This window comes from Caballeronia sp. LZ001, assembly GCF_031450875.1.
GTDB lineage: Bacteria > Pseudomonadota > Gammaproteobacteria > Burkholderiales > Burkholderiaceae > Caballeronia.
The window spans coordinates 3,846,183-3,859,771 of the sequence record NZ_JARTVX010000004.1; the positions used below are offsets into that span (position 1 = coordinate 3,846,183).

13 protein-coding genes are annotated in these 13,589 nt (G+C 62.9%); 11 read left to right on the top strand and 2 right to left on the bottom strand.

What is annotated here, in order from left to right; genetic code table 11:
• Positions 1–22: 22 nt before the first annotated feature.
• Positions 23–718 carry a FadR/GntR family transcriptional regulator gene (locus P9292_RS29005; protein ID WP_244826234.1) on the bottom strand — a complete coding sequence of 232 codons (696 nt, stop codon included), beginning with the start codon at positions 716–718 and terminating at the stop codon, positions 23–25.
• 230 nt (positions 719–948) lie between these two features.
• Here P9292_RS29005 and P9292_RS29010 point away from each other — a divergent pair, with 230 nt between their 5' ends.
• Together P9292_RS29010 and alc are read left to right on the top strand one after the other, a co-directional pair.
• The gene (locus tag P9292_RS29010; RefSeq protein WP_244828113.1) at positions 949–2,268 is read left to right on the top strand and encodes a C4-dicarboxylate transporter DctA; all 1,320 of its coding nucleotides are present in this window, start codon (positions 949–951) and stop codon (positions 2,266–2,268) included.
• Between the two features lie 41 nt (positions 2,269–2,309).
• Positions 2,310–3,329 carry an allantoicase gene (gene alc, locus P9292_RS29015; protein WP_309962421.1) on the top strand — a complete coding sequence of 340 codons (1,020 nt, stop codon included), beginning with the start codon at positions 2,310–2,312 and terminating at the stop codon, positions 3,327–3,329.
• Positions 3,330–3,514: 185 nt separating this feature from the next.
• Here alc and fur read toward each other — a convergent pair whose 3' ends face one another.
• The gene (gene fur, locus P9292_RS29020; RefSeq protein WP_244826232.1) at positions 3,515–3,943 is read right to left on the bottom strand and encodes a ferric iron uptake transcriptional regulator; all 429 of its coding nucleotides are present in this window, start codon (positions 3,941–3,943) and stop codon (positions 3,515–3,517) included.
• Between the two features lie 231 nt (positions 3,944–4,174).
• Here fur and P9292_RS29025 point away from each other — a divergent pair, with 231 nt between their 5' ends.
• The 9 genes from P9292_RS29025 (at position 4,175) to P9292_RS29065 (ending at position 13,588) form a co-directional block, all read left to right on the top strand.
• Entirely contained in the window at positions 4,175–4,966 is a 792-nt protein-coding gene (locus P9292_RS29025) for an outer membrane protein assembly factor BamE (protein ID WP_244826231.1), read from the top strand.
• Between the two features lie 102 nt (positions 4,967–5,068).
• Positions 5,069–5,866 (top strand): 4-hydroxy-tetrahydrodipicolinate reductase, encoded by a 798-nt coding sequence (gene dapB, locus P9292_RS29030; RefSeq protein ID WP_250509475.1) that lies wholly within the window; start codon positions 5,069–5,071, stop codon positions 5,864–5,866.
• Positions 5,867–5,871: 5 nt separating this feature from the next.
• Positions 5,872–6,537: a MotA/TolQ/ExbB proton channel family protein gene (locus P9292_RS29035; RefSeq protein ID WP_250526243.1), complete on the top strand. Its 666-nt coding sequence runs from the start codon at positions 5,872–5,874 to the stop codon at positions 6,535–6,537.
• Positions 6,538–6,551: 14 nt separating this feature from the next.
• Positions 6,552–6,980: a biopolymer transporter ExbD gene (locus tag P9292_RS29040; protein ID WP_244826228.1), complete on the top strand. Its 429-nt coding sequence runs from the start codon at positions 6,552–6,554 to the stop codon at positions 6,978–6,980.
• A 460-nt stretch (positions 6,981–7,440) separates the two neighbouring features.
• Entirely contained in the window at positions 7,441–10,035 is a 2,595-nt protein-coding gene (gene leuS / locus P9292_RS29045) for a leucine--tRNA ligase (RefSeq protein WP_309962422.1), read from the top strand.
• 53 nt (positions 10,036–10,088) lie between these two features.
• Entirely contained in the window at positions 10,089–10,640 is a 552-nt protein-coding gene (gene lptE, locus P9292_RS29050; protein ID WP_244828112.1) for an LPS assembly lipoprotein LptE, read from the top strand.
• A 22-nt stretch (positions 10,641–10,662) separates the two neighbouring features.
• A complete protein-coding gene (gene holA, locus P9292_RS29055) occupies positions 10,663–11,763 on the top strand; it encodes a DNA polymerase III subunit delta (protein ID WP_309962423.1) in 1,101 nt (366 codons plus the stop codon).
• A gap of 127 nt (positions 11,764–11,890) precedes the next feature.
• Entirely contained in the window at positions 11,891–13,162 is a 1,272-nt protein-coding gene (locus P9292_RS29060) for a glutamate-5-semialdehyde dehydrogenase (protein WP_309964222.1), read from the top strand.
• Positions 13,163–13,171: 9 nt separating this feature from the next.
• Positions 13,172–13,588: a CopD family protein gene (locus P9292_RS29065; protein ID WP_244826225.1), complete on the top strand. Its 417-nt coding sequence runs from the start codon at positions 13,172–13,174 to the stop codon at positions 13,586–13,588.
• Position 13,589 lies beyond the last annotated feature (1 nt).

Sequence of the window (13,589 nt, forward strand, 5' to 3'; positions counted from 1 at the left end):
CGCATCGCTGGAAAGGCCGGACCTACGCTCGGTGTGGCACCGGAAAATGCACGCCCGCGCGTTGCGCCGCGTTGACGATGTGCCGCTCTATTGCAATGCCGGCTTTCTCGCCGTCACGCGCCTTGAGTGCTTCGACGATCACCATGTGTTCGTTATAAGTCGAAAGCACGAGCTCGCGCCGATAGAACGGCAAGCGCTGGCTCTCTTTCATGATGTCGGCGCTGCCACGCAAGATGGACTCGATGGCCGCATTGCCCGCGAGACTCACGATACGCATATGGAATGCGAAGTCGAGTTGCGCGGCCTCCTCGAGTTCCGCCGCCATGAGCGCGCCTTGCAGCGCGTTCAGATTGTCATCGAGCCAGTCGATGTCGGCGTCGCCGATGGAATGCGCCGCCAGCCGCGCGACGAATCCCTCGAGCGCGAAGCGCATCTGATACGTATCGGGCAACGACGCCTGATCGGCAAACCGCCAGCCATGCGCGCTCGACGCCTGCGCGCTGCTCACATACACACCCTTGCCGGGACGGATGTGCAGCATGCCGAGCGCTTCGAGCGTGGTCAGCGCCTCGCGCAACGAAGCACGGCTGATCGCCAGTTCCTCCGATAGTTGCCGCTGCGCGGGCAGCAAACTGCCCACGGGATACATGCTTGACTCGATACGCTCGCGAATGGTCGCGATGGCGGCATCGGTCACGGTATGCGGAACGTTTTTCATAGGAAGAATTGGGAATGGCCGGTCTGACCGCCATTGTATGCGCGCCTTTCGTAAGCGTGTGCTCCGGTTCGAATCAAGCGATTCCATGCCAGAAGGCAACAGGGTAAACCGTTAGCACGCGTTGCTTGACGCGGTTATATCGGCTTTCTAATATGCCTCATCACATCACTGGTCCGACCAGTCGGAACAGTTGCCTGAAAATGAAACCCTTCAACGACAAGGAGAAGGTCGTGTCGAGATTCCTGAATTCGCTGTTCGGCAGGGTGATGATTGCGCTGGTCATCGGTATCGTGGTCGGCGCGCTTTTTCCCCACTTCGGCCAGTCGCTACGGCCGCTCGGCGATGGCTTTCTCAAGCTCATCAAGATGGTGATCGGGCCGATCGTGTTCTGCGTCGTCGTGAGCGGCATGGCGAGCGCGGGCGATCTGAAGAAGGTCGGGCGCGTCGGTCTGAAAGCGGTGGTCTACTTCGAGATCATGACTACGCTGGCGCTCGTGATCGGCGCGATCCTCGCGTGGGTGACGCGTCCGGGCGTCGGCATGAATATCGACCTGCATACGCTCGACGCGTCGTCGCTCACGACCTATACGGAACACGCGAAGAGCCTCAAGGACACGGCGGGTTTTCTGCTGAAGATCATTCCCGATACCGCCATCGACGCCTTCGCCAAGGGCGACATCCTGCAAGTGCTGGTGTTTTCCGTGCTATTTGGCTCGGCGCTCTCGTTGCTCGGCGACAAGGCGAAACGCGTGACCGGTCTGATCGACGAACTCTCGCACGTGTTCTTTCGCATCATGGCGTTCATCATCAAGCTGGCGCCGCTCGGCGTGCTCGGCGCGATTGCGTTCACGACCGGGCAGTACGGCGTCGAATCGTTGAAGCAACTCGGCCTGCTCGTGGCCGTGTTCTATGCAAGCTGCTTCCTCTTCGTGTTCGTCGTGCTCGCAGTGGTGATGCGCCTCGCGGGCTTCTCCATCTTCAAGCTCGTGCGCTATCTGCGCGAAGAATTGTCGATCGTGCTCGGCACTGCATCGTCCGATGCCGTGCTGCCGCAGATCATGCGCAAGCTCGAATGGATGGGCATCAAGGACTCGACCGTCGGCCTCGTGATTCCGACCGGCTATTCGTTCAACCTCGACGGCTTCTCGATCTACCTCACGCTCGCGGTGATCTTCATTGCGCAGGCGACCAACACGCCGCTTTCGCTGCATGACCTGATCGTCGTGGTGCTCGTGTCGCTCGTGACTTCGAAGGGCGCGCACGGCATTCCCGGCTCGGCCATCGTGATCCTTGCGGCCACGCTGTCGGCCATTCCCGCGATTCCCGTGCTCGGTCTCGTGCTGATTCTGCCGGTCGACTGGTTCGTCGGCATTGCGCGGGCGGTGACGAATCTCATCGGCAATTGCGTGGCGACCGTGGTCGTGGCCGTGTGGGAGAACGACATCGACCGGGCGCGCGCCAGGCGTGTGCTCGACCAGGACGCGGATTATCGCTTCGTGCCGGCCGCGCCCGAAACCTCGCATGGGCATGAGAATGCGCACGCGATCTGATGCCGAAGCTGCGCTCGATCTTCAAATAAAAGGACATACGAATGGCAAACCCGATTCTCGATCCCGATGCGCCCGCCTTCACGCGCCGCTATATGAACCTCGCGGACCCGCGTCTCGGCGCGCAGGCGCTCTTCGCCACGGACGAATTCTTCGCGCCGAAGGAACGCATGCTGGAGCCGCAGCCGGCGGTGTTCATTCCCGGCAAATACGACCAACACGGCAAGTGGATGGACGGCTGGGAAACGCGCCGCAAGCGCACGACGGGCTATGACTTCTGCGTCGTCAAGCTCGCGCGCGCGGGCACGATTCACGGCATCGATATCGATACGAGTCATTTCACGGGCAACTTTCCGCCGGCCGCGTCGGTCGAGGCGTGCTACAGCCCGAACGCCGATCCGGCGAGCGCGCCCGAAGACGGCGACTGGCGCGAGATCGTGCCGGCGACGACCTTGCAGGGCAATCGTCATCACTATGTCGAGATCGCCGATACGCGCGCTTACACGCACTTGCGCGTGAACATTTACCCCGATGGCGGGATCGCGCGGCTACGTGTGTATGGTCAGCCGAAGACGGATTTTTCGCGCATCGAGCGCGGCACGCTGCTGGACCTCGCGGCTGTCGAGAACGGCGCGTATCTGGTCGCGGCGAACAATCAGCACTTCGGGCCAGCATCGCAAATGCTGATGCCGGGACGCGGCGTGAATATGGGCGATGGCTGGGAAACGCGTCGCCGTCGCGAGCCGGGCAACGACTGGGCGATCGTGGCGCTGGCCGCGCCCGGCGTGATCCGCGCGATCGAAGTCGATACCGCGCATTTCAAAGGCAATTTCCCGGATCGCTGCTTGCTGCAGGCGGCGCGTGTCGAAGGCTGCACGGATGAATCGCTCGTGACGCAAGCCATGTTCTGGCCTGTGCTGCTCGACGAGCAAAAACTCGCTATGGACAACGTGCATCGCTTCGAGAAGGAGCTCGCGAAGCTCGGGCCCGTGACGCACGTGCGCTTCAATATTTTTCCGGATGGCGGCGTGTCGCGGCTGCGCGTCTTCGGCGAAATTCAATGAAGACGCCGATGCTTGTCTTGCTCGCGCGCCGAGCGTTCGCGTTCATCGATCAAGGTGCGTGAACGTAATTGCGAATCGTGCGCATACGCATCTCGCAAACCGTACAGGCGAAATGAAACCGCCGTCCATCGTTGCCGATGGGCGGCGGTTTGGCCTATTGCGCGCCGGGCACCCGGCGCATCCGCTCAATGCTTGCGGTGCGGGCAGTTTTCTTTCGTGCAGGCGCCGTACAAAGCCAGCGCATGCTCGTGGAGCTTGAAGCCGCGCTCTTTCGCGATGGACTGCTGACGGCGTTCGATCTCGGCGTCGAAGAACTCTTCCACGCGGCCGCAGTCGATGCACACGAGGTGATCGTGATGCGAACCTTCGTTGAGTTCGAAGACGGCCTTGCCCGATTCGAAATTGCTCCGCGACAAAAGTCCGGCTTGCTCGAACTGCGTGAGCACGCGATAAACCGTGGCGAGACCGATATCCAGCTCTTCGGTGAGCAGGTTTCGATACACGTCTTCAGCGGTCAGATGGCGCACCGGACTGTGCTGGAAGATTTCGAGAATCTTGAGGCGGGGCAGGGTCGCCTTGAGCCCGATATTTTTGAGATCGGCGGGATTGGTCATGGCTAGGCATCCCTAGAGTACAATTTGAGGTTCTCATAGTAATGCGTTTTGACCGTTCCCGACATCATGAACAGAAATGACACGGATCGGTCCGCATGAGCACGTGACTGTCGCGTATTGGCTCACGTATTGGCTTGGATTGGCTTGGATTGGCGCGGCCTTCGAAAACGCCTCGCGCGAAAGGTTGAAATGTTCTCAAAAATTTTATCGAATTGCAGGGAGAGCCGTCGCATGCGGGGAACCATGATCGCTGCAACCGTGGCCGCATTGCTGGCCGGTTGCTCGACTTACGACAGCATCACGCAGAAGATCGCGCAGAGCATCACGCCGTATCGGATCACGGTCGTGCAAGGCAATTTCGTTTCGCAAGAAGCAGCAAGCCAGATGCAGGTCGGCATGTCGCGCGATCAGGTCAAGCAAATTCTCGGCACGCCGCTTCTCACCGACATGTTCCACGCGGATCGCTGGGACTACGTCTTCTACTTCAAGCGCGGTTCCACGTCGGTCGTGCAGCAGCGCGACTTCGTCGTGAACTTCGCGAGCGAGCGCGTGGTGAGCTGGTCGGGCGGCGAGAATCTGCCTTCGAACCTCGAACTGCTCGCGGAAATCGACGGCGACAAGGGCGTGAAGGTCGCGAAGGCCGCGGTGCCTCCCGCTTCCGCGCCGGTCGCGGCATCCACCGTGGCCGTGACCGCTCCGGCGGGCGAGCCTTCCACGCAGCCAAACGCAGCGGCGGCTTTTTCGGGCGACGCGAACCAGCAAGCGGCGCAGGCCGCGAATCGCGCGACCGCTCAGGTGGATACGCCAACGGGCCGTCAGCGCTCTTCGGCCTACAGCAGCGCGCCGCAAAGCGCGGGCGGTGCGCCGGGTTCGGCGGGCGCGGGCGGCAGCAACTCGCAAATCCAGTTGCAGCGCAAGCCGCAGCAAATCAACATTCCGGATAGCAGCGCGGTAGGCCCGGCGAGCACGTCGCCCACGCCTTCCAACGCCGGTAGTCAGACGCAGTTCTCCATGCCGCAGTAACGCGGCGCCGACGGGAACCGGCGCGCTCCTCGCGCGGTTCCCGTTGCTTCCAATCTGCATCATCCAGCGCGTGACCGTTGCGCGCTTCGACACGAGACAGCCATGAAGATCGCCATCGCCGGGGCATCGGGCCGCATGGGCCGGATGTTGATCGAAACCGTTCTCAACGATCCCGACGCGGAACTCGTCGGCGCCCTCGACCGGCCCGGCGTGCCGCAGCTCGGCCAGGACGCGGGCGCGTTTCTCGGCAAGACCACGGGCGTCCTGCTCACCGACGACATCGAACGCGTGTTCGCCGCCGCCGATTATCTGATCGACTTCACGCGCCCCGAGGGCACGCTCGCGCATCTCGAAGCCGCGCTGCGTCACAACGTGAAGATGGTGATCGGCACGACCGGTTTCTCCGATGAACAGAAGGCGCAATTGCGAGCCGCGGGCGCGAAGATCGGCGTCGTGTTCGCGCCGAACATGAGCGTTGGCGTGAACGTCACGCTCAAGTTGCTCGAATTCGCGGCGAAGCACTTCGCGGAAGGCTACGACATCGAAGTGATCGAGGCGCATCACCGCCACAAGGTGGATGCGCCTTCTGGCACCGCGCTTGCCATGGGCGAGGCAGTGGCCAAGGCGCTCGGCCGCGACCTCAAGGACTGCGCCGTCTACGCGCGCGAAGGCGTGACCGGCGAACGCGACCCATCGACTATCGGTTTCGCGACCATTCGCGGCGGCGATATCGTCGGGGATCACACGGTCATGTTCGCGGGCATCGGCGAGCGCGTCGAGATCACGCATAAATCGGCGAGCCGTCTGTCTTACGCGCAGGGCGCGCTGCGCGCGGTGAGGTTTCTCGCGAGCCACGACAAAGGCTTCTTCGACATGCAGGATGTCCTCGGGCTGCGCTGAGATTCATGGCGGCCACAGGCGTCATTCATTATCTTCAAAGCGGCGATGCGGTCACGCATGCGATTGCGGGCGTGCTGCTCGCCATGTCGTTCGCGAGCTGGTGTTTTCTGCTGGTAAAGGCGTGGGTGCTCACGCGCGCGAAGCGTCAGGGGCCGCGCGGGGTGCAGCGGTTCTGGCAGGCGGCGACGCTCAAGGATGGCATCGGCGCCTTGCGTGCAGTCGATCGCGAGCGCGTATATCTGCCGCTCGCCGAGGCTGCGTGGCGTGCGTCGGAAGCCGAGATGCCGGGCGCGTTGCTCGCGCGCGTGGAACGCAGCGAACGCGTGCTGCGCGCGTTGCGGCAAGCGTTGCTGAATTCACAGCGGCGGCTGGAGTTCGGGCAGGTTCTGCTGGCGTCGGTGGGCAGCACGGCGCCGTTCGTCGGGCTGCTCGGGACCGTGTGGGGCATTTATCACGCGCTGACCAGCATTGCGGCGAGCGGACAGGCAATGATCGAAACCGTCGCCGGTCCGGTTGGCGAGGCGCTCATAATGACGGCTTTCGGGCTCGTCGTGGCCATTCCGGCGGTGCTCGCCTACAACGTGCTCGGGCGCTACGTGCGGCAGATTTCCGAGGAACTCGACGGCTTCGCGCACGATCTGCACGCGTTCGTGTGCGGTGAAGGCAAGTAGGGGAGCGCGAGGCGATGGCGTTCGGCGGACTCGACAAAAAGCCCAATAACGCGCCAATGGCGGACATCAACATGACGCCGCTCATCGACGTCATGCTCGTTCTGCTCGTCATCTTTATCATCACCGCGCCGCTTTTCACGCATGCGATCCGGCTCGATCTGCCGAAAGTCGCGTCGCAGCCGGCGCGCGAGACGCCGCAGACCATCACGCTTTCCATCGACGATGCGGGCAAGCTCTACTGGAACGACGCGCCCATCAGCATGAACGACATGCGCGCGCGTTTTGCGGATGCCGCCAAGGCCGCGCAAAAGCCCGAAGTGCATTTGCGGGCGTCGAGCGCGACGCGCTACGAGGTCATCGCGCAGGTGATGGGCGCGGCGCAGCAGGCGGGGTTGGAGCGGATTGGGTTCGTTACGCAAGCGGTCGGGCAACCGGCGCGGTAGGCGCGTCTTTTTAGTTTTGCGGCGGTCGGGGGCGCCGGGCGGGATGCAACTTCAGCATGCCGGTCAAATGTATCTTCCCGCTTCGTACACTTGAGCTTTGCAGCGACGGGAGACGCGAAGCGCGGCACAATCCCAATGCGCTCGTCGATCAAGCTTGCATTGCGCGTATGTCGCTCGATCGGCTTACTTGGCGGCGTTTGACTTCTCACTAGCGGGCGCTCGAAGCTTTGCATCGGCGCCAAGCACCTCGCCGCCTCCGCCAGAAAGCCCTGCACACGCATCTCGAAGCCTGCCGCCATCGCCTGAGCAAGTTGACACGACGGTATAATCGCCCTTTGCCCGTGCTTTGCGTTGCTCGTCAGCAGCAGGACGAAACACCGGGCGCAGCGCCAATCCAGACCGACACGCCGCAAAGCGCGTCCGAGGTCCGTTCCCAGCATTTGCGTAAAGCCACCACACCATGCACGATAAATACGTACCCGCCGACGTCGAATCCGCCGCGCAGAGCAACTGGCGCGCGAACGACGTCTACCGGACGACCGAGACGTCGGCCAAGCCCAAGTTCTATTGCGTCTCGATGCTGCCGTATCCGTCGGGCAAGCTGCACATGGGGCACGTGCGCAACTACACCATCAACGACGTGATGTACCGTTATCTGCGCATGAACGGTCACAACACGCTCATGCCGATGGGCTGGGACGCGTTCGGCATGCCCGCCGAAAACGCGGCCATGGCCAACAACGTGCCGCCGGCAAAGTGGACCTACGAAAACATCGCGTACATGAAGAAGCAGATGCAGTCGATGGGTCTCGCCATCGACTGGTCGCGCGAAGTCGCCACCTGCTCGCCCGAGTACTACAAGTGGAACCAGTGGCTGTTTCTCAAGATGCTGGAAAAGGGCATCGCGTACAAGAAAACCGGCACGGTGAACTGGGACCCGGTCGATCAAACCGTGCTCGCGAACGAGCAAGTCATCGACGGGCGCGGCTGGCGCTCGGGCGCGCTCGTCGAGAAGCGCGAAATTCCGATGTACTACCTGCGCATCACCGACTATGCGGACCAGTTGCTCGACGATCTCGAAGGCCTCGGCTGGCCCGAGCGCGTCAAGATCATGCAGCAGAACTGGATCGGCAAGAGCTTCGGCGTGAACTTCGGTTTCCCGTATGAGATCGATGGCGAGGCGAAGCTGCTGCGCGTGTTCACCACGCGCGCCGACACCATCATGGGCGTCACCTTCGCGGCGATCGCGGCGGAGCATCCGCTCGCCACGCGCCTTGCGCGCGACAACGCGGACTTGCAGGCGTTCATCGAGGAATGCAAGCGCGGCGGCGTGGCGGAAGCCGATGTCGCCACCATGGAAAAGAAGGGCATGCCCACCGGTTTCTTCGTCACGCATCCGCTGACGGGCGAACAGGTCGAAGTGTGGATCGGCAACTACGTGCTGATGTCCTACGGCGAAGGCGCGGTCATGGGCGTGCCCTCGCACGACGAGCGCGATTTCGCGTTCGCGAAGAAATACGGCTTGCCGATCAAGCAGGTCATCGCCGTCGAAGGCAAGACGTATTCGACCGATGCCTGGCAGGAATGGTACGGCGACAAAACCGCCGGGCGTCTCGTCGACAGCGGCAAGTACGACGGCATAACGACCGAGGAAGCCATCAACGCGATCGCCGCCGACTTGAAAGCGAAAGACTTCGGCGACAAGCAGATCACCTGGCGTCTGCGCGACTGGGGCATTTCGCGTCAGCGCTACTGGGGCACGCCGATTCCGATCATCCATTGCCCGAGTTGCGGCGACGTGCCGGTGCCGGAAAAAGACTTGCCGGTCGTGCTGCCGGAAGACCTCGTGCCGGACGGCACGGGCAATCCGCTCGCGAAGTCCGAAGCGTTCCTGAACTGCGCGTGCCCGAAATGCGGCGCGGCGGCGAAGCGCGAAACCGACACGATGGACACCTTCGTCGATTCTTCCTGGTACTTCTCGCGCTACAGCGCGCCGGACGCCAAGACCATGGTCGACGAACGCACCGATTACTGGATGCCGATGGACCAGTACATCGGCGGTATCGAGCACGCCATTCTGCACTTGTTGTACTCGCGCTTCTGGACCAAGGTCATGCGCGACATGGGCCTCGTGAAGTTCGGCGAACCCGCGAAGAATCTGCTCACGCAGGGCATGGTGCTCAACGAGACGTTCTATCGCGAAGACGCGGCGGGCAAGAAGACCTGGTACAACCCGCTGGATGTCACCGTCACGCACGACGACAAGGGCCGTCCCACGGGCGCGACCTCGAACGCGGACGGTCAGCCGGTCGTGCTCGGCGGCGTCGAGAAGATGTCGAAGTCGAAGAACAACGGCGTGGACCCGCAGACGCTCATCGACCAATACGGTGCGGATACGGCGCGTCTTTTCGTTATGTTCGCCGCGCCGCCGGAGCAATCGCTCGAATGGTCGGGCGCGGGCGTGGAAGGCGCGAGCCGGTTCCTGCGCCGCGTGTGGCATTTCGGACACGACAATGCTGAAGCACTGCGTCAGCACGCGAAGCTCGATGCATCGAAACTCAACGATGCCGATCGCGCGCTGCGCCGCGAAATCTATACGGTGCTCAAGCAAGCCGACTTCGACTACGGCCGCCTGCAGTACAACACGGTCGTTTCGGCCGCGATGAAGATGCTTAACGCGCTCGAAGGCGCGAAGCAGTCGAGCGAAGGCGTGCTCAACGAAACCTTCAGCGTGCTGTTGCGCGTGCTGTATCCGGTCGTGCCGCACGTCACGTTTCAGTTGTGGTCGGAACTCGGTTACGCCGATAGCTTCGGTCCGCTGCTCGATGCGCCGTGGCCGAAGGTCGACGAAGCCGCGCTCGAACAATCGGAGATTGAACTCGTGTTGCAAGTCAACGGCAAGGTGCGTGGCGCGCTGACGGTCGCGAAGGACGCATCGCGCGAAGACATCGAAAAGGCCGCGATTGCGCACGAGATGTTCGAGAAGTTTGCCGAAGGGCGTGCGCCGAAGAAGGTCGTCGTGGTGCCGGGACGCCTCGTCAACGTGGTCGTCTGATGATGAGCGCCAAGGGAGTGGATGTGACCGGAAAACGAGTCGAGGCAACCGGCATGGGCAGGCGTTCGTTTCTGGCGCTGCTTGGCGGCGCGCTCGCCGTATCCGCGTGCGGCTTCCAATTGCGCGGACAGCAGGACTACGCGTTCAAGCGGCTCTCCATTTCGGGCGGCACGCCGCAAATGGTCGCGCGGCTCGAACGCATGGTGCAGGGCGGCAGCGATACGGTCATCGTCAAGGCGGGCGAGAAGCCGGACGCCACTTTGTCGCTGTCCGAGGGCACGGGCATGGGCACGCTGAGTCTGAATTCGCAGGGCGTGGTGCAGGAATACGAGCTCGATTTCCGGCTGACGTATTCGCTGCTCGGCGCCGACGGCACGTTGTTGATTCCGCCTAGCGTCATCGCGCTGAATCGCGCAATGACCTACAGCGACCAGTACACGCTCGCGAAATCGCAGGAAGCGACGCTGCTCTACAACGACATGCGTAACGACGCCGTCGATCAGTTGACGCGCCGGCTTGCCGTCGTGCGTTCGCTGCATCCGGCGCCGAGCGAGCAGACGCCGGGCATCGCGCCACGCGCGCCGTTGCCGACGCCGCCGCTTTGATCGCGCGCGCTCATCGACCATCATGCAGTTGAAGCTCGACGCGCTCGAAGCGCACCTCGCGAAAGGTCCGAAGGGTCTGTACGTCGTTTATGGCGACGAGCACCTGCTCGCGCAGGAAGCGTGCGACCGCATCCGAGCCGCGGCGCGCGCGGCGGGTTTCACGGACCGAACGGTGTTTACCGTCGAGCGCGGTTTCGACTGGAGCGGGTTGATCGGCGCGACGCAGTCGATGTCGCTCTTCGGCGACCGGCAACTGATCGAGTTGCGCATTCCCACGGGCAAGCCGGGCAAGGAAGGCGCGGAAGCGTTGAAGACGCTCGCCGCCGCCAATAACCCCGACATCCTCGCGCTCGTCACCTTGCCGCGTCTCGATGGCGCGACGCAGAAGTCCGCGTGGTTCACGGCGCTGATCGGCGCGGGCGTCGCGCTGAAAATCGATCCAGTGGAACGCGCGCAATTGCCCATGTGGGTCGGTCAGCGGCTTTCGTTGCAAGGCCAGCGTGTGGCGCCAGGCGAAGAAGGGCGGCGAGCGCTTCTGTTCATCGCCGAACGCGTGGAGGGCAATCTGCTCGCGGCGCATCAGGAAATCCAGAAGCTCGGGCTGTTGTATCCGCAAGGCGTATTGAGTTTCGAGCAGATTCACGATGCCGTGCTGAACGTCGCGCGCTACGACGTCTTCAAGCTCAACGAGGCCATGTTGACCGGCGATATCGGCCGGCTCGCGCGCATGCTCGACGGTCTGAAGGGCGAAGGCGAAGCCGCCGTGCTCGTGCTGTGGGCGCTGGTCGAAGAGGTGCGTACGCTGCTGCGTATCAAGCGCGGCGTGGCATCGGGCAAACCGCTCGCCACGCTCATGCGCGAGAACCGCGTCTGGGGTCCGCGCGAACGGTTGATCGGCCCGGCGCTCTCGCGCGTGACCGAGGAAGCGCTGGAGAAGGCGCTTTCGCTGGCGGCGCGGCTGGATCGGCAGGTGAAGGGACTGTCCGGGAGCACGGGCAAGCGCGGCAGCGAACCGCCGCCCGATCCCTGGGCCGGCATGTTCGAGCTAGCCATGGCTGTCGCGCAGTCCAGCAAGGCCGCGCATGCCGCCGCCGTTGTGCCACCGGCGCGAGTTCGTCGCTAGACGCTTGAGCCGGCGCTGTTGCAATACGCTTAACCGCTTAGAATGATTTTTTGAGTGCTCGCCGTTGTTCGGGCGGAGCGCGATATTCAGACATTGCGGACGCCTGCGGCCCGCAAAGAGACACATGATGAACATCGATCACTACATGGCCGACCTTGGCCGGCGCGCGCGCAAGGCGTCGCGTGCCATGGCGCGGGCATCGACGGCGGCCAGAAACGCGGCGCTGCATGCGGTGGCGCTCGCTATTGCCGAGGAACGCGAAGCACTCAAAGCGGCGAATGCCCGCGATCTCGCCCGCGCGCGCGAGAAGGGTCACGACGCGGCGTTCATCGACCGTCTGACGCTGTCGGACAAGGCGCTCGACACGATGGTCGAAGGCTTGCGACAGGTCGCGGCGCTGGCCGATCCCATCGGTGAAATCAGCGGGCTCAAGTATCGGCCGAGCGGCATTCAGGTCGGGCAGATGCGCGTGCCGCTTGGCGTGATCGGCATCATTTATGAATCGCGGCCGAACGTGACGATCGACGCGGCCGCGCTGTGCCTCAAGTCGGGCAACGCCACCATTTTGCGCGGCGGTTCCGAGGCGCTGGAATGCAACACGGCGCTTGCAAAGCTCATCGCCAAAGGCCTCGAAACGGCCGGCTTACCGCAAGATGCGGTGCAGGTCGTCGAGACGGCGGATCGCGCGGCGGTCGGCAAGCTCATCACCATGACGGAGTTCGTCGACGTGATCGTGCCGCGCGGCGGCAAGAGCCTGATCGCGCGGCTCATGGAAGAAGCGCGCGTGCCCATGATCAAGCATCTCGACGGCATCTGCCACGTTTATGTCGACGACCGCGCGGATCTCGCCAAGGCCGCGGTGATCTGCGACAACGCGAAGACGCATCGCTACGGCACCTGCAACACGATGGAAACGCTGCTTGTTGCGCGAGGCATCGCGCATGAGGCACTGCCAGCGCTCGCGCGCGCGTTTCAGGCAAAGGATGTCGAACTGCGTGTGGACGGACTTGCGCGCGCCGTGCTCGAAGCGGCGAATGTGGGTTCGCTCGTCGATGCCACCGAGGTCGACTGGACCACCGAATACCTCGCGCCGGTTCTGGCGATCAAGGTCGTCGAGGACCTCGATGAAGCGATCGAGCACATCAACATCTATGGCTCGCATCATACGGATGCCATCGTCACCGAAGACCACGATCGCGCCATGCGCTTTTTGCGCGAGGTCGATTCGGCGAGCGTGATGGTCAACGCATCGACCCGTTTCGCCGATGGCTTCGAATTCGGTCTCGGCGCGGAAATCGGCATCTCGAACGACAAGCTGCACGCGCGCGGACCTGTCGGGCTGGAAGGGCTGACCTCACTGAAATACGTCGTGCTCGGGCGCGGCGAAGTGCGTCAGTAAGGTCACGCGATGCTCTGGATCAAATCACTGCATATCGTGCTGGTCGCGTCGTGGTTCGCCGGGCTTTTCTATCTGCCGCGCATTTTCGTGAATCTCGCGATGGAAAAGGACGCGGCTGCAACCGCTCGCTTGCTGCTCATGGCGCGCAAGCTGTTTCGCTTCATGACGTTCATCGCGGTGCCCGCCCTGGCGTGCGGGCTTTGGTTGTGGCTCGTGGTAGGCATTGGCGCGGGGCAGGGCTGGCTGCATGCGAAGCTCACCGTCGTTGCGCTGATCATCGTTTATCACGCTTATTGCGGGCGCTTGCTGCACACGTTTCAACGTGGCGAGAATAAGCGGTCGGATAAGTGGTATCGGATGTTCAATGAATTGCCGGTGCTGGGTCTTTTAGGCGCGACGTTGCTTGTCGTGGTCAAGCCTTTTTAGC